This window comes from Yoonia sp. (assembly GCF_036770585.1).
GTDB lineage: Bacteria > Pseudomonadota > Alphaproteobacteria > Rhodobacterales > Rhodobacteraceae > Yoonia.
The window spans coordinates 1-21,618 of record NZ_DAIPIW010000044.1; the positions used below are offsets into that span (position 1 = coordinate 1).

Annotated in this window: 18 protein-coding genes and 1 tRNA gene; 5 read left to right on the forward strand and 14 right to left on the reverse strand. The window is 64.7% G+C overall.

The annotated features are described in order from the left end of the window. From V7N12_RS09145 to V7N12_RS09155, 3 genes are all read right to left on the reverse strand, one after another. Positions 1-904, reverse strand: a 904-nt coding sequence (locus tag V7N12_RS09145) for a hydantoinase B/oxoprolinase family protein (RefSeq protein WP_333714194.1), incomplete at its 3' end; no start/stop codon positions are given. Further along, positions 901-2,997, reverse strand: a complete 2,097-nt coding sequence (locus V7N12_RS09150) for a hydantoinase/oxoprolinase family protein (protein ID WP_333714195.1) — start codon at positions 2,995-2,997, stop codon at positions 901-903. The genes V7N12_RS09145 and V7N12_RS09150, both read right to left, overlap by 4 nt. A gap of 81 nt (positions 2,998-3,078) precedes the next feature. Then, positions 3,079-3,960 (reverse strand): LysR family transcriptional regulator, encoded by an 882-nt coding sequence (locus V7N12_RS09155; protein ID WP_333714196.1) that lies wholly within the window; start codon positions 3,958-3,960, stop codon positions 3,079-3,081. 140 nt (positions 3,961-4,100) lie between these two features. On the opposite strand from V7N12_RS09155, the gene V7N12_RS09160 reads away from it, so the two are divergent. Further along, on the forward strand, positions 4,101-5,237 hold the full coding sequence (locus V7N12_RS09160) for an Acg family FMN-binding oxidoreductase (RefSeq protein WP_333714197.1): 1,137 nt from the start codon (positions 4,101-4,103) through the stop codon (positions 5,235-5,237). Between the two features lie 7 nt (positions 5,238-5,244). Continuing rightward, positions 5,245-5,691, forward strand: a complete 447-nt coding sequence (locus V7N12_RS09165) for a MarR family winged helix-turn-helix transcriptional regulator (RefSeq protein ID WP_333714198.1) — start codon at positions 5,245-5,247, stop codon at positions 5,689-5,691. Positions 5,692-5,956: 265 nt separating this feature from the next. On the opposite strand, the gene V7N12_RS09170 is transcribed toward V7N12_RS09165, so the two are convergent. The 3 genes from V7N12_RS09170 to V7N12_RS09180 all read right to left on the reverse strand — a co-directional run bounded on the left by V7N12_RS09170 (position 5,957) and on the right by V7N12_RS09180 (position 11,555). Further along, on the reverse strand, positions 5,957-9,265 hold the full coding sequence (locus V7N12_RS09170) for an error-prone DNA polymerase (protein ID WP_333714199.1): 3,309 nt from the start codon (positions 9,263-9,265) through the stop codon (positions 5,957-5,959). 192 nt (positions 9,266-9,457) lie between these two features. Next, positions 9,458-10,924 (reverse strand): Y-family DNA polymerase, encoded by a 1,467-nt coding sequence (locus V7N12_RS09175; protein ID WP_333714213.1) that lies wholly within the window; start codon positions 10,922-10,924, stop codon positions 9,458-9,460. Continuing rightward, positions 10,893-11,555 (reverse strand): ImuA family protein, encoded by a 663-nt coding sequence (locus V7N12_RS09180; protein WP_333714200.1) that lies wholly within the window; start codon positions 11,553-11,555, stop codon positions 10,893-10,895. The genes V7N12_RS09175 and V7N12_RS09180 overlap by 32 nt, the downstream gene beginning before the upstream one ends. A 201-nt stretch (positions 11,556-11,756) precedes the next feature. On the opposite strand from V7N12_RS09180, the gene V7N12_RS09185 reads away from it, so the two are divergent. Further along, positions 11,757-11,846: transfer RNA gene (locus V7N12_RS09185), tRNA-Ser, on the forward strand. 146 nt (positions 11,847-11,992) lie between these two features. Here V7N12_RS09185 and V7N12_RS09190 read toward each other — a convergent pair. Genes V7N12_RS09190 through V7N12_RS09205 form a run of 4 tightly spaced genes read right to left on the reverse strand, consistent with a single transcriptional unit; the run spans position 11,993 to position 15,673 of the window. Further along, positions 11,993-12,322: a hypothetical protein gene (locus tag V7N12_RS09190; RefSeq protein ID WP_333714201.1), complete on the reverse strand. Its 330-nt coding sequence runs from the start codon at positions 12,320-12,322 to the stop codon at positions 11,993-11,995. Between the two features lies 1 nt (position 12,323). Beyond that, complete coding sequence (locus V7N12_RS09195; RefSeq protein WP_333714202.1) at positions 12,324-12,950, reverse strand: hypothetical protein; 627 nt, start codon at positions 12,948-12,950, stop codon at positions 12,324-12,326. Positions 12,951-12,964: 14 nt separating this feature from the next. Next, positions 12,965-15,211 (reverse strand): xanthine dehydrogenase family protein molybdopterin-binding subunit, encoded by a 2,247-nt coding sequence (locus V7N12_RS09200; protein WP_333714203.1) that lies wholly within the window; start codon positions 15,209-15,211, stop codon positions 12,965-12,967. A gap of 3 nt (positions 15,212-15,214) precedes the next feature. Continuing rightward, positions 15,215-15,673 (reverse strand): (2Fe-2S)-binding protein, encoded by a 459-nt coding sequence (locus tag V7N12_RS09205; protein WP_333714204.1) that lies wholly within the window; start codon positions 15,671-15,673, stop codon positions 15,215-15,217. Positions 15,674-15,784: 111 nt separating this feature from the next. Here V7N12_RS09205 and V7N12_RS09210 point away from each other — a divergent pair, with 111 nt between their 5' ends. Continuing rightward, the gene (locus tag V7N12_RS09210; protein ID WP_333714207.1) at positions 15,785-16,342 is read left to right on the forward strand and encodes a TetR/AcrR family transcriptional regulator; all 558 of its coding nucleotides are present in this window, start codon (positions 15,785-15,787) and stop codon (positions 16,340-16,342) included. A gap of 25 nt (positions 16,343-16,367) precedes the next feature. Further along, positions 16,368-17,063 carry an acylneuraminate cytidylyltransferase family protein gene (locus tag V7N12_RS09215; RefSeq protein ID WP_333714208.1) on the forward strand — a complete coding sequence of 232 codons (696 nt, stop codon included), beginning with the start codon at positions 16,368-16,370 and terminating at the stop codon, positions 17,061-17,063. On the opposite strand, the gene V7N12_RS09220 is transcribed toward V7N12_RS09215, so the two are convergent. The 4 genes from V7N12_RS09220 to V7N12_RS09235 are packed head-to-tail and all read right to left on the reverse strand — an operon-like array spanning position 17,026 to position 21,527. Beyond that, positions 17,026-18,372 carry a 3-deoxy-D-manno-octulosonic acid transferase gene (locus tag V7N12_RS09220; protein WP_333714209.1) on the reverse strand — a complete coding sequence of 449 codons (1,347 nt, stop codon included), beginning with the start codon at positions 18,370-18,372 and terminating at the stop codon, positions 17,026-17,028. The two genes, V7N12_RS09215 and V7N12_RS09220, sit on opposite strands and share 38 nt — an antisense overlap. Continuing rightward, positions 18,369-19,649: a 3-deoxy-D-manno-octulosonic acid transferase gene (locus tag V7N12_RS09225; RefSeq protein ID WP_333714210.1), complete on the reverse strand. Its 1,281-nt coding sequence runs from the start codon at positions 19,647-19,649 to the stop codon at positions 18,369-18,371. The genes V7N12_RS09220 and V7N12_RS09225 overlap by 4 nt, the downstream gene beginning before the upstream one ends. After that, positions 19,639-20,757, reverse strand: a complete 1,119-nt coding sequence (gene neuC, locus V7N12_RS09230) for a UDP-N-acetylglucosamine 2-epimerase (protein ID WP_333714211.1) — start codon at positions 20,755-20,757, stop codon at positions 19,639-19,641. The genes V7N12_RS09225 and neuC overlap by 11 nt, the downstream gene beginning before the upstream one ends. Beyond that, complete coding sequence (locus V7N12_RS09235; protein ID WP_333714212.1) at positions 20,754-21,527, reverse strand: glycosyl transferase; 774 nt, start codon at positions 21,525-21,527, stop codon at positions 20,754-20,756. Before V7N12_RS09235 ends, neuC begins: the two co-directional genes overlap by 4 nt. Positions 21,528-21,618: the final 91 nt, after the last annotated feature.

Here is a 21,618-nt window from a genome sequence, read left to right on the forward strand (position 1 = left end):
AGGCCGCGTTATTGGGGATTTCCGGCGCAATCGCGCATTTGAGCGCATAGCAGGCGTAAGCCTTGGTATAGACCAAAGGCACGTTGATGCCCTTTTTGTCGATACCCGATGTGCCCGTGAAATCGCAAAGCAGATGATCCCTTGCAATCGTCAGCCGCACCTTCAGATCGATCGGCGTGGCGAAGCCATCGATCCGCATCGCGCCCGTCGCCGTTTCACGCGGCAGGGCCGCGATCTTTTCCAGCGTCGCCCGGCGCGAGTTGGACAGGATGAAATCACCGATCCCTTCGAGATCATCCAGCGCGAATTCCTCCAACATCTCGCGCAGGCGGCGGTCGCCGATCTCGTTGCAGGTGGCCAGCGCGTAGATATCGCCGACCAACTGATCGGGTTCGCGCACGTTGCCGCGCACGATCCGCACAAGTGTTTCATCCACCCGGCCCTGATCGGCGAATTTCATGATCGGGATATAAAGCCCCTCTTCATAGACGCTGGCTGCATCCGCCCCGAAGCCGCGCCCGCCGATGTCGACGACATGGGCGGTGCAGGCGAAGAAACCGACATGGCGGCCCTTGTAGAACGATGGGCTGACAACCGTGATGTCATGCAGGTGGCCCGTCCCCTCCCATGGGTCGTTGGTGATGTAGACGTCGCCTTCGCGGATGTTCTCGCGCCCGATGCGGCGGATGAAATGCGCGACGGCGTCGGCCATGGCGTTGACATGACCGGGGGTGCCGGTGACGGCCTGGGCAAGCATCAGGCCCGCGGCATTGTAAACCCCCGCCGAGAGGTCCCCCGCCTCGCGGACCGAGGTGGAAAAGGCGGTGCGGACCAGCGCCTGCGCCTGTTCCTCGACCACCGAAATCAGGCGGTTCCACATGACCTGATAGGCAACGCTGCTCATGGTGTGACCTCTGTGATGTCGATGGTGCCGTCGGCCCGCGCGAGGGCGCGGCGGCTGGCGGGGACGACGATGGTGGTTTCATCCTCGGTGATCAGGGCGGGGCCTGCGACGGTGTCGCCTGCGGCAAGGCCGGCGCGCGAGACGACGGCCGCCGCGGTCAGGGTTTCCGAGACCGGATCGAAAAGCTGGCGGCAACCCCACCCGTCCCGGACCTGATCCGGGACCGCATGTATGGTGGTGCGAGGCCCCCGATCAGCGTCCGGGGCGGGATGGGCGGCGGTCGTGGCATTGACCGCCCAGACCGTGATCTCGATATCCATCCCCGCCACCGTGCGCCCGAAGAGCATGGTATAGTCGGCCTCGAAAAGCTGCTGGAAAGTCGCGGCATCGGGGTCGGCAGCCTGTGCTGCGGTCAACGAGATCGGGATTTCCCAGCCCTGCCCGGTGTAGCGCATATAGACCTTGAATTGGGCCTCGATCGGCGCGGTCGCATCGCAGGTGCGCACAAAGCCCGTGGCCTCGTCCTGCAAGGTGGCCAGCAGGTCTTTCACCACGCCCGCATCGAAATGCGACAGCTTCATGTAGACGCTGCGTGTCGCCTCGAAACTGAAGGGCGCGCGCAGGAAGCCGATGGCGGAACCGACGCCCGCGCCTGTGGGGACAAGCAGGCGTTTGACCCCCAGCTTTTCACATAAGCGCCCAGCATGCAGAGGTGCCGCGCCCCCGAAAGCGATCATCGTGTAATCGGCCAGATCCTCGCCATTCTCGACGGCATGGACACGGGCGGCGTTGGCCATGTTTTCATCCACCACCTCGGCCACGCCGAAGGCTGCGGTCAGCGCGTCCATATCCAGCGGCGCGCCCAGCGCATCCAGCGCGGTCTTCGCGCGGTCGGCGTGCAGCTTGATGGACCCGCCCGCGAAATTGTCGGGATCGAGCTTGCCCAAGGTCAGGTCGGCATCCGTCACCGCAGGGCGCGCGCCACCGCGCCCGTAGCAGGCAGGCCCCGGTTCGGATCCCGCACTTTCAGGGCCGACCCTGATCTGGCGCATCCCGTCCACATGGGCGATGCTGCCGCCGCCTGCCCCGATCTCGACCATGTCGATCACGGGGATGGATATCGGCATGCCCGAGCCCTTCTTGAACCGGTAGGTTCGCGCCACCTCGAAGACCCGCGCGGTCTTGGGTGTCTGGTTCTTGATCAGGCAGATTTTCGCGGTGGTCCCGCCCATGTCGAAGGACAAGACTTTGTCCAGCCCAAAGCGCCCCGCGATGTCGGCGGCAAAGACCGCGCCCCCCGCAGGCCCCGATTCCACCAGACGCACGGGAAAGTCCGCAGCGCTTTCGATGCTGATGATCCCCCCGCCCGAGTGCATCAGGAAGATCGGGCACGCCGCCCCCTCATCCGCCAGCCGCCCCTTGAGACGGCCCAGATAGGTTTTCATCAGCGGCTTGATATAGGCATTGGCGACGGTCGTGTTGAACCGCTCGTATTCGCGCATCTGCGGCGAGACCTCGGACGAGATCGAGATCATCACTTCGGGCAGCGCCTGTGCCAGCACCTCGCGGATCATCTGCTCGTGCGCGGGGTTCAGATAGGCATGCATCAGGCCGATGGCGATGCTTTCGAACCCGTAAGAGCGGATGTGATCGGCAAGGGCCTCGACCTCTGCCCTATCCAGCGGGATCAGCACATCGCCGCTGGCGCCGACCCGTTCCCTGACGGTAAAGCGATGCTGGCGCGGCAGAAGGGGTTCGGGCAGCACAAGGTTCAGGTCGTATTGCTCGAACCGGCTTTCGGTGCGCATCTCGATCACGTCGCGAAAGCCCTCGGTCGTGATCAGCGCGGTCCTGGCCCCGCGCCTTTCGATCAGCGCATTGGTGGCCAGCGTCGTGCCATGGATGATCTGGCCGATCTGCGCGGGTGCTACGCCTGCCTTGGTGCAGACCTGATGCATCCCGTCGATGATCGCATCCTCGGGTGCGGCATAGGTCGTCAGCACCTTGGTCGAGAATTGCGCCGCGCCGACCTCGAGCACGACATCCGTGAACGTGCCGCCGATATCGACGCCTAATCGGGTGTGATGGGCCATGATGCCTCCGTTGATTGCAGGCAGGCTATCTTTGGCTTTCGATCAAATCCAATTATTTGATATGATCAAATTGATCACAAATCATGATCGGGCGATCTCGGCCGCAAGTCCCGCTGCCTCGGCCACGGCGCGGGGCGCACGGTCGGCATCGTAGCGGGCGAAAAAGTGCAGCGGCTCGGGCACCCACGGATAGGCCAGCCTGACAAGCCGTCCCTCGGCAAGGTCCTCTGCCACCATCGCCTCGGGCAGCACCGTCAGGCCCAGACCGTCAAGCGCCATCGTCCGGCAAAGGGCAAGGTTGGTCGAGGGCACAAGACGCGGCGCGATCTCGCGGCGGGTGGCAAGATGCGCGGCGATTTCATCATAGAGCCGCGTATCGCGGGCATGGGTCAGGATCGGCTGCGCCGTCAAGAGCGCATCCGACAGGGTCCGGTCCCGGGTCAAACCGGGTGCCGCAAGCCAGACCAGAGGATAGGCCCCGACCTCGACCACGCCGCCGAAGGCCCTGGCGAAGGGCTCGTTCTGCAAGGCAAGGTCCAGCGCCCTTTCGGCCAGCAGCTTTTCCAGATGCACCGAGAAATCGACCGTCACCTCGACCGTCAGCCGCGGAAACCTGTGGTTCAGCGCCCGCAGATAGCGGCGCAACCATGTGTGGACGATCATCTCGGTCACGCCAAGGCGCAGGGTGCCCGTGGTCAGCGCCTTGCGATCCGCCGCCGTCAGAAAGCCATCGGTCGCATCCAGCACGCGGCGCGCGTGGCGCAGCAATTCCTGCCCCTTCGCGGTCAGCCGCACCACACCGGAATCGCGGCTCATCAGGCTGGTCCCGACCGCGCTTTCCAGTTTGGCGATCCGTGCCGAGATATTGGGCTGTGTGGTGTTCAACCGTTCCGCAGCGCCGCGAAAGCTTTGCAGATCGGCCACCCAGACGAAGGCCTCGAGCTGTTTGAGGTTGAACTGCATCGGCGTCCGGCTGCTGCTGTGATGTCAGCCCCAGAGTGGCAAGCCCCGGCCGCCCTGACCAGTGATTTTTGCTTTGGTGCTTGCATATAGTTCCATATCGCACTAATTAGTTCGACATCGCACTATATGGAGAATCGAAAATGAACCGTCGCAAATTTCTTTCCCTGACCGGAGGCGGCATCATCGTCGCCGCCACCGCCTCTGTCGCCACCATCGCCTCGCGCACACCGGCGGCTGCCCTTGCCCCTTGGGATCAGGCGGGCGTGATCTATGACGAACCGCGCAAGCACGCGCTGTCCTACGCAATCCTCGCGCCCAATCCGCATAACCGGCAGCCTTGGATGGTGGACCTGTCGCAGCCCGACACCGTTGTGCTGACCGTCGACACCGATCGCCTGCTGCCGCACACCGACCCTTTCAGCCGCCAGATCACCATTGGCCTTGGATGTTTTCTCGAAGTGATGGTCATGGCCGCCGCCGAGGACGGTTACACCGTCGATCTTCAGGTTTTCCCCGAAGGCAGCGATGCCGCAGCGCTCGACGGGCGGCCCGTGGCGATTGCCAGCTTCCGCGCCGATCCGAATGTCGCAAAAGACCCGCTGTTCCGGCATATCTTCGCGCGCCGCTCGAACAAGGAACCTTTTGACGTGACGCGGGCCGTTCCGCCCGAGGCCGTCAGCCAGATTGCCGCCGCCGCCCGCTTTGGCCGGGTCGACGGCAGCGTTGCCGACGACAGCATCGCCACCCTGCGCGCGCTGACCTCGGAGGCGCTGATGATCGAACTCGAGACCCCGCATACCTACAAGGAGAGCGTGGACCTCTTCCGGATCGGCAAGGCCGAGGTCGAGGCAAACCCCGACGGCATCGACCTTTCCGGCCCGATGTTCGAGGTTCTTGGCACTTTCGGCATGATGACGCGCGAGGCCGCACTGGACACGACATCCACCGTCTACACGCAAGGGATTACGGCCCAGATGGCGACCACAAATTCGGCCATGGGGCACATCTGGATGACCACACGGGGCAATACCCGCGAAGACCAGATCAACGCAGGCCGCGACTGGGTCCGGCTGAACCTTGCGGCAACAGCGCGCGGCGTGGCCTTCCAACCGCTGAGCCAGGCCTTGCAGGAATACCCCGAGATGGCCACGCATTACGCCCGCGTCCACCAGATGCTCGCCCGCGACGGAGAGACCGTGCAAATGCTCTGCCGGTTGGGCTATGGTATCGCCGTGAACCGCAGCCCGCGCTGGCCGCTGGAGGCGAAACTGATCTGAGGGACAGATGGACGAGCAGGACATGGCCATGTTTGCGGTCTTCAACGAGATCGGAATCATCAACCAGTTGGGCAGCACCCTGTTTCAGGCGCGGCTGCCCGACGGCCTGCAGGTTCCGCATTTCGCGGTGCTGAACCATCTGGTGCGGCTGGGCGACGGGCGGACGCCTTTGTCCATCGCATCGGCCTTTCAGGTGCCCAAGACGACGATGACGCATACGCTGGCGGGTCTGGAAAAGCGCGGGCTGATCACGATGGAACCGAACCCCACCGATGGGCGCAGCAAGGTGGTGCGGCTCACCGAGACCGGGCGTGCCGCGCGCGCGGCGGCGATCGCGACCATGGCCGCGCCGATCGCCAGAATTCGTGCGGATTTGGGGGATGAGGTGATCTTTGCCCTTCTGCCGCAATTGCAGACACTGCGGCAGTTTCTGGACCAGAACCGCGATCCCTGACACCCACCGCGCGGTGGCTTTGCACGATGGCAAGTTTTGCGCTGCAATCTTGCCCTCGGATATCCAAGCCAGGGGTGCAACCACACCCCGACAAGATCAGGTTTCGCTTTTTGCCCGTCAGGGCCGCGCGAAAGACCGGTGGGGACTGACACCCCTGCCGGCAAGGAACCGTTTCCGGCGGGCCCGCCCCCTCTTGATCTCTGCCAGCTTTACATGATTGCGCCGGGCCGCCCCAGACAGGGCCGCCGGGTCTGTCGTGCTGGCGTCAGTGAAAATCCCGCGACTTGGGGATCACCCGCGCATCGCGCGGATGTCCGCCGCGCCGGTCCTGCGGGACGGGGCGGCGCACCTCGTCGGCGCGGGCGAGGGGCGCATCCATGCGGGCATCGGTATTCAGCCGCTCCAGCGCATCGCTGCGGTCGACCAGATCGGTCGCCACCACATGGATCACGTCCTGATCCTTTTGCAGATAGCCCCGCACGTCGATCAGATGCGCGCGCATGATGACCTTGCGGTAAGCCTCCATCACCTTGGGCCAGACGACGAGGTTGGCGACACCCGTCTCATCCTCGAGCGTGATGAAACAGACGCCCTTGGCGCTGCCCGGGCGCTGGCGGATCAGGACAAGCCCCGCCAGTTTCACCCGCTGGCCGTTGCGCATCTGGTCGAGGCTGCGGGCCGTCGCATAGCCCTGTCTGGCCATGCTGCGGCGCAGGAAGGCCATCGGATGCGCCTTCAGCGACAAGCGTGTCGTCTGGTAGTCGGCCACCACATGCTCGCACACGGGCATCTGCGGCAGCGCAAAGCGGACCTCGGCCCCCTCGTCCCGCGTGTCCCGAAAGAGCGGCAGGTCCGGCGCATCGCGCAGCGCGCGCGCATCCCAAAGCGCCTGCCGCCGGTCCAGCCCCATCGACCGCGCCGCATCCGCCGCCGCCAGCCTGCGGATGGTGCCCGCGTCCAGTTTCGCGCGCTCTTTCAGGTCCCTGAGGTCGGCGAAGGGCTGCACCCGCGCCTCTGTGATCCGCTGCCCCATCGCCGCGCGCATCCCGTCGATCTGGCGCAACCCCAGCCGCACCGCAAAGACACCCCGCCCGAGCGGTTCCAGCGTATTGTCCCAGTCGGAATAGTTCACATCCACCCCGCGCACGATCACCTGATGCGCGCGCGCATCGCGGACGATCTGGGCGGGGGCGTAGAACCCCATCGGCTGCGCGTTCAGCAGGGCCGCGCAGAAGACATCCGGATAATGGCATTTGATCCAGCACGAGACATAGACCAGATGCGCGAAACTCGCCGCATGGCTTTCGGGGAAGCCGTAGCTGCCAAAGCCCTTGATCTGGTCGAAACAGCGTTGCGCGAATGCCGCGTCATAGCCGCGGTCGATCATCCGGCTGACCATCTTGTCCTGCAACTTCTCGATCCCGCCGCGTGAGCGGAAGGTGGCCATGGCCTTGCGCAACTGGTTGGCCTCTTTGGTGGAAAACTCGGCCGCGACCATGGCGATCTTCATCGCCTGTTCCTGAAAGATCGGCACGCCAAGGGTCCGCCCCAGAACTTTCCGCAATTCGTCAGGATCATGCGGCGGCGCGGGAGAGGGGTATTCTGTCGGCTCTACCCCGCTGCGGCGGCGCAGATAGGGATGCACCATGTCGCCCTGAATGGGACCGGGGCGGACGATGGCGACCTGAATGACGAGGTCATAGAATTCGCGCGGTTTCATGCGCGGCAGCATGTTCATCTGCGCGCGGCTTTCGACCTGAAAGGTGCCAAGACTGTCACCCCGGCAGAGCATGTCGTAGACGGCCGGATCCTCTTGCGGGATATTGGCCAGCGTGAAGCGTTTGCCATAATGCGCGTCGATCAGATCGAAGGCCTTGCGGATGCAGGTCAGCATCCCCAGCGCCAGCACATCGACCTTGAGGATGCGCAGCTCGTCGATATCGTCCTTGTCCCATTCGATGAAACTGCGGTCGGGCATGGCACCATTGCCGACGGGGACCGTCTCGATCAGTTTCCTCTCGGTCAGGATGAACCCGCCCACATGCTGGCCCAGATGGCGCGGCATCCCGATCATCTGGTCGGCCAGCTTGATCGTGCGGGCCATCAGCGGGTCGTTCAGGTCCAGCCCTGCCTCGGCCGCCTCGCGCGCGCCGATCTCGCGGCCCCAAGAGCCCCAGATGGTCTTGGCCAGCGCGCTGGTGATGTCTTCCGACAGCCCCATGACCTTGCCCACCTCGCGCACCGCCATGCGCGGGCGGTAGTGGATGACGGTGGCGCAAAGGGCGGCACGGTCGCGGCCGTATTTGTCGTAGATATGCTGGATCACCTCTTCGCGCCGTTCATGCTCGAAATCGACGTCGATATCGGGGGGTTCTTTCCGTTCCTCGCTGATGAACCGCTCGAACAGCAGGTCGTTCTTGTTGGGATCGACCGCGGTGATCCCCAGCACATAGCAGACCGCCGAATTCGCCGCCGATCCGCGCCCCTGGCAGAGGATTTCCGGCTTGGTCTGGTTCCGCGCGAAATCGACGATCTGTTCGATGGTCAGGAAATACTGCGCGATGTTCAGCTTTTCGATCAGGGCGAGTTCCTTGCCCAACACCATCTTGATGTCATCGGGCACGCCCTCGGGGTATCGCCGCGCCGCACCCTTCCACGTCAGCAGTTCGAGGTATTCCTGCGCGGTGTAACCCTTGGGCACGGTTTCCTGCGGGTATTCGTAGGCCAGTTCGGTGAGGTTGAAATCGCAGGCATCGGCGACATCCCGCGCCGCGCGGATCGCATGGGGCCATTCCGCGAAAAGCTTCACCATCTGCGCGGGGGATTTGAGGTGCCGTTCGGCGTTGGCATCCAGAAGATACCCCGCCTTGTGGATCGTGGTCTTGTGCAGGATGCAGGTCATCACATCCTGCAAGGGTCGCCGGTCGGGGGCGTGGTAATGCACGTCATTGGTGGCGAGGATCGAGAGGCCATGTGACCTGGCAAGCTGGTCCAGCCGATTGATCCGCGCGCGGTCTTCGCCGCGATAGAGGTAGCTGGCCGCGATATGTTTCAGCGTCGGCAGCGCCCGTTTCAGACGACGAAAGCCCGCCGCGAAATGGTTCAGATCGTCGCCGGGCATGGCGATCAACTGCACGCCGTCGCAGTGCCGCGCCAGATCGTCCAGCGTGATGTCGCAAACGCCCTTGGCCTGCCACGCCCCGTCGATGTCATGCATCTTGCCCTTGGACAGCAGCCTGCACAGCCGCCCGTAGGCCGCGCGGTCGCGGGGGTAGGCAAGGAAGGCCTCGCCCGTCACCAGTTGCAGACGGCAGCCGATCAGGGGGCGCATCCTGGCCTTGGAGGCTTCGGCATGGATGCGGACGACACCGGCCATCGTGTTCAGGTCGGCGCAGCCAAGCGCGTCATAGCCCAGCGCATGGGCGGTCGCCACTAGGTCCACGGCATCGGACGCCCCGCGCAGAAAGGAAAAGCAGGTGGTGATCCCAAGCTCGACAAAGGGCGCGCGGGGGTTGGGGGGAAAATCCTCATCCTCCAGCCTGCGGCGGGGGTGCTGGTGGTCGTTTTCAGGCATGGCAGACCTGCGCAAGGACCGCGCCTGACCCTGGGGCGAAGGCCGTCTTGCAAAAGGTCCAGTGGACCTTTTGAGGCCGCAGCGTGCGATAGCACAGGGTGCACGCAGTGCGCCCTCCCGGGGGGAGGGTCGGGCGCGGTCCGGGCCTTTGGGCCCGAACCAGATTGTGGCCAGTGTTGCGCGTTCGCCCCCTCATCCGAAAAACCCGTGCACGAACCAGCGCGGTTCTGCCCCGCGCCCGTCGCCCAAGACACCTTCGCGATAAAGCCAGAGCCGTTGTCCCGCCGCATCCTCGACCTTGAAGTAATCGCGCAACCGCGTGCCGGGGCGGTCTTTCCACCACTCGGGCGCGATCCGTTCGGGGCCTGCATAGCGCGCGACACGATGCGTCCGCCGCCGCCAGACGAATTGCGCGGGCGGGCCTTCGGGGACGGCGTAAAGCACGCGCACCTCTTCGGGGTGATCCAGCAGGCGCAGGGGGCGTTCCTTGACCACCGCGGCCTGATCGGCGGGCGCATCCGTGAGGGCCGCGAGCGCCCCTTCGGCCCGCTCGGGGATATGGCTTTGATGCAGCACGGGCCGTGTGACCACGCGGGGGCCGAATTTCGCACTCAGCCGGTCGATCAGGCGGGTCAGGTGCAGGTCATCGTCGCTCTCGCCATCCAGACGGGTCTGGCGTTCGGCGATTTGCTCTACATCGCCGGCGGCAAGGGTGATCAGATCGAAGCCGAACCCGGGGTTGATGCGGTCGACCTTGTCGCGGAAAAGGCTGTGCAGATGTGCCGGATCACGGGTCGGGGCCGAGGTGCGCACGGTCACATCCGCCACATCGCCATCGGTGCGATAGACCACCAGATGCAAGGCACGACAGCCGAGACCGGCGGCCTTGAGCTGGTCGCACAGGTCCGCGCACAATCCCGGCAGATGCGGGGTGGGATCGAGGATCGGCTCGGCCAGACGCGCCATCGTGCGGATCACGGGCGGTGCGTCACGGCTGGAGACAGGTTCCGCCAGTTTCCCCAGCGCCTGATCGAGGCGCAGCAGCGGGTTCGCCGCCAGCCCCGCTTTCACGAAGCGGCGGGTCAGCGACAGGCGCGGCACATCCATCACCGCACCGATGGTTTTCAGCCCCAGACGGCGCAGCAGCAGCACCGTATCCGCATTCAGCCGCAGCCCCGCCACGGGCAGCGGGCCAAGTTTGAAGTAAGCCTCGTCTGCCTTGCAAATGCTGCGCACCGGCCCGAACCGCGCGAGCGCCCATGCCGCCCCCCATGTCGGTGCCACCGCCAGCCGTGCGCTCAGGCCCAGCAGGGAAAGCTGCGTCTCGATCTCGACCAGCATCGCCGCCTCGCCGCCGAAAAGGTGATCCGCGCCGGTGGTGTCGAGGATGATCCCGTCATCCCCGTCCCGCGCTGTCCAGGGACAGAACCGCCGCGCCCAGAGAACCAGCCGGTCAAGGGCCGCGCGGTCCCCTGCAGGATCGGCGTATTCGACCTGCAATTCCGGACAGATCGCGCGCATATCGACGACGCGCGCGCCGGGGTTCACCCCGTCCATCCGCGCCCTGCGGTTGGCCGCATGGATCACCGGCCCATGCTGCCCCTCGCGCGCCAGCACCACGGGAATGTCATCCGGCGGCGCGTTCCCCTGCCGTTCCATCAGCCTTGTCCAGCGTTCCATCGCCAGTTGCGGCAGACAGATGGAGACGATCCGCCGCCCGCTCATACGTCGCCACCCATTGGCCGGGTTTGGACCGGCGCGAGCGGAAAAGGTCCAGCGCCCAGCGCGGATCGCCGGGGGCTTGCGCGTCGTGCGGATGCGTGGCGGAAGGCAGGCTGGCGATGCGCCAGCGGTCGCGCGCCGCGCTGAGATCCGGTGACGCCGCGCGCCGGATCAGCCAGCAGGGGACATCCGCCGCCTCGGACCGCATGGCAAGGCGCTTGGTCGCGGTGAAGTCGAGGGCGGGCGGATCGCCCCAGACCTCGCCCACCACCGCCGCCAAGCTGCGGCAGCGCAAGCCATCCTCCATCGCCCAGAGCACGTCCGCGGCCCGCGACAGGTCCACCATGATCACAGGGTGTTGCAGGCCTATCCCGGCAAGCGCGGGGCGCCCCGCCTCTTTGCGCGACAGCCGGTCCTGCACCCAGAGGATCGGGGCGCCGGTTCTGGGCAGACGCGACAGCATGAAGGCCGTGGCGCTGGCATCCGCGGGGTGGCTTGGGAAAACTTCGGCCAGCGTATGGGGCATCGGGGCGGGGGTCACCCCCTGCCCTGCCAACCCTGTCTGCATCGCAAGCACACCCATTCACCTGACACCGAATCCGCTATGTGTTCCTGTTTTGTTCTATATGATTTTCACGATTTTCGCAATGCCGCGACAGGCAGGATCGGGCGACCCTTCGGGCCAAGCCCAAGGATGTGTCGGCGCAGGCAATTTTCCCCGGCAATTTTCCCTTGTGATCCAGAACACGTTCCTGCTAGACCCCGCCTCGGAGACGTGGCCGAGTGGTCGAAGGCGCTCCCCTGCTAAGGGAGTAGGCGGGAAACCGTCTCGAGGGTTCGAATCCCTTCGTCTCCGCCATCATGGATCGGCTGCTGACTGGTGATCGGTGACCATCCGTTCTCGCGCTTGCAAGCCCCCACAACAGGATCTGCGCCTTTGCGGCATCGGGCCGAGATGTCCGGCAGCAGGTCTTGCATCTCGCCCCGGTCCGCCCGGCCGCCCGCCTAGGCGCGCGAGGCGGGCCGTCCGCGCCAGATTGCGCCGAAAAGCAGGATCGCTGCGCAGATGTCTGCGCCGAGGATGCCGGCGAATACCCAGTCGGGGACCGGTGACGCGGCGTAGAGTTCCGAAATCGCCCCCATGCTGCCACCCAACATCGCGATGAACGCGATCCATGCGACCCAGATCAGCCTGCGCGCCAGCCCTGCATAGAACAGCACATAAAGCGCCGCCGGCACCAAGAGGACGAGCGAACCCGCCGCAAAGCCCGCCACCGCCACGCCTGCGACGTGCAGTGCGGCGCTGACCAGAATGAAATAACCTGCCAGCTGCATCTTACCCTTCCTCGGGGCAAGGCATGCCCGCGACGCCCCAGATCAGGATATCGTTGACGTGCTCTTGCAGGCTGTAGGGGGCAGGCGCGCGGCCGCCTCCCGGGGTCCAGGCCCAATGCAGGATCAGGTCGTGATCGAGATGCGCTGCGATATCCAGCATGTCGCGCCCCCCGTTGCGGTCCGGATCGCGCAATTGGTTGCAGATCTGGGCCGCGCTCTTGCCGAACCATGCGGCCTCGACCGGTGGCAACATCCAGGTCATGGCAACCTGCGGGGCCGCATGCGGGATGTCGTTGGCCTGTTCATTATAGGCATGGCAGGCAGAGCATTGCAGCGTTTCCGCGCCGAAACGGCTTTCGCCCGCGTTGATGTTCATGCCGTGCGGACGGGGGCGTCCATAGGACGGGCCGGACCACATCGGACGATTGTCGGCGCCGACATGGCAATTGCTGCATCGCGGGTGCGATGTCACCTCATAGATGCGATCGAAGGCCGCCAGACCTTCGTCGAGTGTCGCGGACGCGGGCGGGGCGATGACCACGTTCTGGCCTTCCGCCCATGCGGACAAGGCCAGCCCAGCAACGACGCAGGCGGCGCCAGCGACAGGAAGAACGCGGGGCGTTCTCATGGCTTCCTTCCGCCTCACACGAAATCCACGAACTTGTTGAACGGCGTTTCGCGCAGCCTCAGGCCGGTCGCCGCAAAGATCGCATTGCCGAGCGCGGGAAAGGCCGGAGGCACCGGCGGTTCGCCGATCCCGCGAATATGCAGGTTGTTTTGCAGCGTGCGCACATGGATCGCGGGCGCCTGATAGAGACGCATCCCCTCGGCCGCATGATAGTTGCTTTGTTCGGCCATGCCGTCGCGATAGGTGATCTCGGAATTCATCGCATGGCCAAGACCCCAGACCACACCGCCCTGGATGTGGTTTTCGATGTTGACCGGGTCGACGACGGTCCCCGGGTCGGCCACGGCCCAGACATTGTGCAGCTTGATCCCGCGGTCCGTCATCTCGACCTCGACGATCTCGGCGCAGGGCACGCCGAAGCTATGGACCAGCGCGACACCGGCGAAACGGCCGTTGCCGCGGTCCGGTCCGGACCAGTTCGCCATCTCGGCGCAGGTCTGAAGCACCTGCCGTGACACCGGATCGTCGATCAGGCGCAGGCGTTCCGCAACGGGGTCGGCACCTGCGGCGTGGATCAATTCGTCCACCAGCGTCTCGATCATGAAACCGCCGAACGAGGCGCCGACGGCGCGCCAGCTGGAACTGGGAGCAAGATTTGGCACCGCATAGCCGCGCACCCTGAAGTTCACCGCATTCCCGTAGGGTGCCGAAAACGTGCCGGCGGTGATCTGGCTGTCCGGACCGGGTGGTGTCGGAAGGTTCGCCCGCGGCATCTGCGAGGCAAAGACGGACCCCCCCGCCACGTCCAGCGAAATCGCCGTGACCTGTCCATTGGCGACCGCGCCCGTGCCCCTTGCCACGGCAAGGTGACGGGGGAAGTCCTGAGCAAAGTCCTCTTCACGGCTATAGGTCAGCTTGACCGGCGTGCCGCGCATCTGGTTGGCGACCTCGACCGCCTGTCTGAGAAACTCGAACTCCAGCCGGTGACCGAAGGAGCCGCCGGAATGCTGGTTGTGAAAGACGACCTGATCGGGCGTGTGCGCACCGGTGACCTGCGCCAGCACCGGCTTCACCTGGGTCGGCTGCTGGTGCCCGGCGATGACCTCGATCCGGTCGTCGGTGACAAGCGCAAGGGCACCCAGCGGTTCAAGCGGCTGATGCGCGATATAGGGCGCGCGGTAAAGAGCCTCGACCGCAGGGGTGGCAATCGCGGTTTCGACGTCACCATCGTTCCGCCAGGCGGCCTGAAAGCGGTCATCGGTGAACGAGGCCTCGGCCTCGGCCCAATGGTCGTCCTGTTCGGCGTGATAGGGGGCAGGCCCCCAGTCAAAGCGCATGGCGCGGGCGCCCTTGAACGCGGCCCAGGTGTCATCTGCGATGATCGCCACGCCATTGGTGATTTCGACCACATCGCGGACACCGGGAACGGCCAGCGCCTCGCTGGCGTCATAGCTCAGCATTGGGCCCCTGCGCGGGTTCACCACGGGGGTTGCGTAGACCATGTCGGGCGCGGTCACGTCGATCCCGTAGACCTGCGTGCCTGTGCATTTGGCGACCATGTCGATCCGTTCCGTCGGGCGACCGATATAGCGCCACTGGTCGGGCTGACGCAGGCTGACGTCCTGCACCGGGGCGATGCCCGCCGCCGTCGCGGCCAGGTCCTGATAGCGGATGCGCGCGCCGTTCGGCAGGATGACAGCGCCGCTTTCGGTCGCGAGACTTGCTGCATCCACGCCATGCACCTGCGCCGCCGCCAGCTTGAGCGTCTCGCGGGCGGATGCGGCGGCTGCGCGCAGCTTGATCCAACTGTCAGGCACGGATGTGGACCCGCCGGTGCCCTGCATGCCGGCCAGCTTCAAGACAGGCGACAGCATCGCGTGCAGGACGGTGGCCGGCAGCGGAACGGTGGCGGACAGGACCTCTGCAGCCTCGAGCGCGAAAGCGCCGTTGAAATAGGCGGCGGCGGGCATACCGGCTTGGGTGACGAACTGGTCGAGATCGAGATCAAGCTCTTCCGCCATCAGGATCGCCTGCATGTGTTCGACCCCCTGACCGATTTCGGCATGCGGGGTGATCAGCGTGATGGTTTCGCTGTCGATCTTGATCCAGGGATTGAAGGCCACCGCACCCTCGGCAAGGTCTTCGTCAAGCGGGTTGGGATGCGGGCGGGCGACCGCATAGGTGCCGAAGACCGCAGCGCCGCCGACAAGCGCGGTGCCGACGAGAAAGGTGCGACGTGTGAATGTTCCCAGACGCGACATGGATCAGGCCCCCATTTTGGCTTGCGCAAGGCGGATCGCAGCGCGGATCCGCACATAGGTCCCGCAGCGGCAGAGATTGCCGGACATGACCGCGTCGATGGTTTCATCCGAGGGGTTGGGATCATCGGCCAGAAGCGCCGCCGCCTGCATGATCTGGCCGGACTGGCAATAGCCGCACTGGGCGACCTGCGTTTCGATCCACGCCTCCTGGACGGGATGCAAGGTCTCAGGCGCGGCCAATCCCTCGATCGTGACGACATCGGCGCCTTCCAGCGTCCCGACAGGCACCTGACAGGCACGGGCGGCAAGACCGTCGATATGCACCGTGCAGGCACCGCATTGCGCGATGCCGCATCCATACTTGGTTCCGGTCAGGCCGACATGATCGCGCAAGACCCACAGAAGCGGCGTATCCGCCTCGGCCTCGATCTGATGGGCGGTGCCGTTGATTGTCATCTGCATTCTCGCGTCCTCCACAGCTATCGACCGCTGCCATATGGATTTACGATCTGCGTATAAATGTCAAGTTCTTTGATCTGGATTTCAGGCAACCGCCATATTAAGGGGGTCGTCATGGAAGTCGATGAAGGTCCGATCCTCGATGCCGTGATTGGCGTCGTCAGCCGCTACGGCATCAAGCGCACCACCATGGATGAGCTGGCGCGCCAAGCGGCTGTTTCGCGACAGACGCTCTATGACCGTTTTGGCGACAAGGACGGGATTTTCGCCGCCGCAATCGCCTATTCGGCAAAGCGCGTGGAAGAGGCGTTGCAGACAGGCTTTGCGCAACAGACCTCGCTTGGCGACAAGATCGACGTCTTCTACTCCGTCGCGGTCCTGCCGTTCTACGAGCTCTTCCGCAGGATGCCGGATGTCGCCGACTTCGAAAAGGGGCTTGGCGCGCACTCGAAGGCGACGAGCAATGCCGCGACGCGCCGCCGGCAAGAGATACTCGCCGCCATGTTTGCAGAGCATGTCTCGCAAGGCGGTCGGACGCCCGAGCAGATCGCCGTCTTTTTCGACAAGTCGTGCAACCGCGCCAAATTGTTCTCCGAGACCATCGAAGACCTTGAAGCCTATCTTTCGCTTCTCAAAGAATCGATTGTCGCGGTGATCGCGCGGGCACCGTGACGCCGAAACAACGTAGGGCATCGGCATGATACTTGGCCACATCGGGGCACGCAAAGGCAGCAAGGGGGTTCCGGGAAAGAACTTCAAGGACCTTTGCGGCAAGCCCGTGCTGGACTGGTCGCTTGATCTGCTGCTGGAGACCCCGCGCATCGACGCGGTGGTCGTCTCGACGGATTGCCAGACGATGTATGCCCATGCGATAGCCAAGGGGGCATTGGATATCGGGCTGCGCCCTGCCGCGCTTGCCACGGATGATGCGCCCAAATGGGGGGTCTGGCAACATGCGCTCGATGCGGCGCAAGCGCAGTTGGGACAGGCGGTCACGACCTTCGTCGATCTTGATTGCACGTCTCCGCTGCGCCTGCCCGAGGATGTGGACGGGGCGCTAGATCTCTTTGCCAGCGAACGGCCCGACATGGTGATGTCCTGCTGCGAAAGCCGCAAGAACCCCTATTTCAACATGGTCGAACCGGACGAGACCGGGGCGCTGCGGGTGTCGAAATCCCTGCCCGGCGGCATCTGGGCGCGGCAGAATGCGCCGACGGTCTATGATCATGTGGGCGTCGTCTACGTGCTTGATCCGGCTTACCTGCGCAAGGCCAGGACCATCTACGAGGGGCGGGTCATACCCTATCTTGTCCCGCCCGAACGCAGCCTTGATATCGACACGCCCTTCGACTGGGTCATGGTCGAGGCGCTGATGAAGCAGCGTCTGGGCTAGCGGCCCCCCGCATCAGCGCATCGAAGGCGGCCAGCGTCTTGTCCAAGGCCCCGGCATGGTCCGCAAAGAAGGCCCGCACATCATCGTCAGGTGCGGCCGGACCGGTGGTCATCGCCGCCGCGATCTTTGCGGGATCATTGGGCAGGATCTGCAAGACGCCAGCGGCCAGCGCCTCTTGTGCGGGGTATGCGATAGTCCAGATATGGGCGCCGACCCAGACCGGTTTCGAAAGGGCCAGTGGTTCAGAGATATTATGCGCGCCCTTGGGCACAAAGCCGCCGCCGACGATCACGCGGTCGGCCATGGCAAGATAGGCATACATCTCGCCCATGCTGTCCCCAAGCAGGACCTGCACATCGTCGGGCAGATCGCCTTTCGGGCCAAGGTCCGGACCCAGCGCGTCCGAGCGGCGCAAGACCGCCAGACCCGCATCCTGCAGGATCGCGGCGACCCTGTCAAAGCGTTCGGGCGCGCGCGGGACATAGACGAAGAGGGTCTCAGGCTGCAGTTCGCGCGTCATGCGGATCGCGGCGGCCAGCAGGTCGTCCTCGCCTTCGATCGCGCTGGCGATTGTGACGACAGGACGGGCGGCGGCATGCAGGCTTTCACGCAGCGCCTGCCCTGCCCTGACCAGATGCGCGGGCACGGGCTGGTCGAACCGCAGCTCGCCGGTGACATGAACCGGTGCGACACCCCTTGCCGAGAACCTTTCCCTTTGCAGGTCCGACTTGACCATCGCCCCCGCCGCAAGCCCCATGGCGCGGCCCAAGGGGCGCGTGATGCGGTTGTCCCGCTGAAAGGTCTTTTCGGGATATTGCGCATTGCCGAAGAAGACCGGCACGCCCAGCCGGTCGGCGGTTTCGATCAGGCGCGGCCAGAACTCCATCTCCATCAGGATGCCGGCCTTGGGCTGCGCGGCCTTCAGGAAGCGGCGGCAGGTCCATGCCATGTCAAGCGGCAGCCATGTGACGATCGCTGCGCCACTTGCGATCCGGTCGGCGAGGATCGTCTCGGCCTCGCGCCTGCCGGCGGGTGTCATGCAGGTGATGTGCAGCCTCTCGCCGCGCGCCAGAAGCGCCATGAGCAGCGGCACCGCCGACCGGAATTCGCCAAGGCTGACCGTATGGACCCAGACGGCACCGGGCAAGGGGGCGGGCACGGTCCCGAACCGTTCCGCAAGGTGTCGGGCATAGAGCGGGTCCTTGCGGCCACGTCGCAAGAAATAGACCAGCACGAGGGGAAGGACGACAGCCCAGAGCAGGCTATAGGCGGCGAAGAACAATCGCATGCTGGGCGGGCGGGGTTTCATCCTTGCTCCATCAGGTCGATCAGCCGCGCCGCGATACCGTCGACGGCCTGTGCGGCGATGGCGGCTTCGGCGCGGGCCTTGTCCGCAAGCCGTCCCAAGCCGGGGTCGGCCAGTGTCGCGCAGACATCCGCCGCGGTGGTCACGCAGCGCGCGGCACCTGCCGCGGCAAGGCGCGCATAGTCCGCCGCAAAATTGGCCGTGCGCGGTCCGTGCAGGATGGCGGTATCGAGCACGGCTGCCTCCCACGGGTTGTGGCCTTCGGTGTCGTCGAAACTGCCGCCGATCAGGGCAACGCGGGCCAGACGATACCAAGTCCCCAGTTCGCCAAAGCTGTCGGCGACCCAGACCTGCGTTCCGATATCCGCAAGCGTGGTGCGCAGGCAGGTGGCAAGCCCCCTGCCCTGCGCAGTGGCGGCGATCTCGGGCCCCCTGCGCGGATCACGCGGCGCGATGATCAGAAGGGGCGCGGGATGCGCCTTGCAGACTGCCGCCTGCGCCGCAAGGGCGATGCTCTCATCTGCGGGATGGCTCGAGGCCAGCAGCCAGATGTCGCGCCCCGCAAGATGCGCGGCGATCGTGTCATGCGCAGCGGAAGGGGCAAGCGGCGCGGCGGCGGGTTTCAGGGACCCCGTGACGGCCACCTTGCGCCCCGCCCGTTGCCCCAGCACCTCGGCACTATGCTGGTCCTGCGCCTCGATCATGTCGGGCAACCTGTAGAGGCCGCGATAGAATGATGTGAATTGCCCACGGCTGGCCGCCGAGCCCTTGGCGAGCCGTGCTGCGACCATGGCCTGTGGGATGCCACGCCTTTGCAGCTGCATGGCAAGGCGCGGCCAGATCTCTTGATCGGTCCAGACCGCAAGGTCGGGCCGCCAATGGTCAAGGAACCGCCCTGCGATCCCCGGCAAATCCAGCGGCAGATACTGGTGCCGGCAGCGATCGGGCAGGTTGCGCTCTATCGCCGTGCCTGCCGAAAAGCTGGATGATGTCACAAGAAAATGCAGGTCGGGCCTGTGCCGTCCGAGGGCCGCGACCAGCCCGCGCAGGGCCAGAACCTCGCCCAGACCGACACCATGCAGCCAGACCAGCGGGCCGTCCGGCCTTTCGGCCTGCCCCTGCGCCAGCTTTTCGGCCCAGCGGTCCGGGTCCTCTTTGCCGCGCGCGCGCCTGCCCAGAAGATGCCGCCTTGCAAAGGGCAAAACGCCGTATTCCGCCAGCAGGGCCAGACGCAGGCCAAGCGTCAGCGGCGCGCGCGGCTTGCGAGTCTCAGACGTCATGGAACCGTTTCTGCATGCCGCGTTGCCAGAACAGCGGATCGCCGACGATCCCGACGAAACGCTGTGCGGCCTGACCGGTGCCAAAGCCTGCGTGGCGCGGATAGCGTTTCCCCCATTCGCCTTGCAGGAAGCCTGCGATCCCTGCGGCATCGGTGGCGGCGACGGCAAAGACAGATGGTGCCAACGACCGGTTCGTCTGCCGTGTCCCGACGTCAAGCGACGGCACCCCCAGAAACGGCGCCTCGCGCACGCCCGCCGAGGAATTGCCGACGATGGCGGCGGCATTCTTCATCAACTCAGAGAAATGCGCAAAGCGCATCGAAGGCAGCACGCGGAACCTGTCGGGCGGCAGCCGGTCGATCCGCGCGAAAATCGCGTCCGACCCCGGATCGTTGTTCGGCGCGATCACCACAAAGGACCGCCCCGAGGCGTCCAGCGCCGAAAACAGCGCATCGGCCTGCGCGGCCATCGTGTCGGTCTCGGAGGTGACGGGGTGGAAGGTGCAGATGCCATAGTCCTGTGCCGTGATCTCGTAGCGGGCGCGCACCGCATCCAGCGTGACGCCCGAAGGCCCGGCGTGGAAGTCAAGTTCGGGCGAGCCGATGATCTCGATCGCGGCGGGGTCCTCGCCCATCGCCCGCAGGCGGCGGGCCGCATCGTCGGACGAGACGAAGTGACAGGTCGCCAGCTTGGAATTGCAGTGGCGCAGCATCTCGTCGATGGTGCCCGAGACCTCGCCGCCCTCGATATGGGCCGAGCGGATGTAGTTCGTGGCAGCCACCAGCGCGCAGGCGAGCGCCTCGATCCGGTCGCCGTGGATGATGATCAGATCGGGCTTGTGACGGGCGACGAAATCGGAAAAGCCCAGCATCGTGGTGGCAAGGATGCGGTCCTGCGGATCGCCTTCGGACTGGTTTGCGAATTCATGCACACCGACGCCGGGCATGCGCGCCACCTCGAGCTTGGTCAGCCCGTAGCGCTCCATCATGTGCATGCCGGTAACCCAGAAATCGATCCTGTGCCCCGCATCCCGCGCAGCGCCAGCCAGCGGTTCCAGCTTGCCGAAGTCTGCGCGCGTGCCGGTGACGAAGAGGAGGGATTTTTTCATGGGTCATCCCGCCATGCCTCGGTCAACCATGATGCAGGACGGGTAGAGTGCAAAGGCCCTGCTCGGTAACCGCTGACGGCCTCTTCCATCTTTGGACGGCCATGAAAGAAGACTAGACGCGCATCAGGTGGCAAGCGAGGTGCCAGAAAAAGGTTTAGAGGTCGCGTTGGTCGACAATTATACTTGAAACTGGCGCACCATTGATCAGGAAATAAAGCCAAATCGCCATGTTCCTTTGCAGTCCAAGAAACGTAAGACTGTTCGGATCCGTGCGCTTTCATGACTTCGACCCATGGATCACGCGCCATGGTTTCATAGAGATAATGGTGGAGTGTTGGATCAAAACGTACCGCCGAACTGTTTGCCAAGCCGATCCGGCGGGAAGGTCTGCTCCAAACTCGGCGCATCGCAACCTTGTGGGGTGCGTATTCCATAAGGTCATCAAGCCCGCCTGTTACAACGACATCTATATCGAGTGAGAGAAGTGGCCCCCTAAGGTCAGTGACAAGATCGGGTCGGCGAAGGGTTATCTTTTGGATAGGGCATTGACGCGGAGCTTGAGCAAGTGCCTCCATCATGCTTGCATGGAAAGGCTCAGAAATCAGGGGAACAATTTCAACTTCAGGTCTTATCCCTGCTCTATCGTCGGTGACGCAAAGAAAGCGCAAGTCTCCGGAAATATGCCGCCGAACGCCGCGATACAGCCGATTGACGTATTCGGGGCCGAATGCTGTTCCCCATTTAATGCAAATCACATTCTTCTCTGTCACGTCATACCCTTGCGGTTTTGGCTGGCGTTATGACCCAGCATTCCATGCCGCCGAAGCCAGATCGCACGGCGGGCATAGTTGGTGGCCTTGT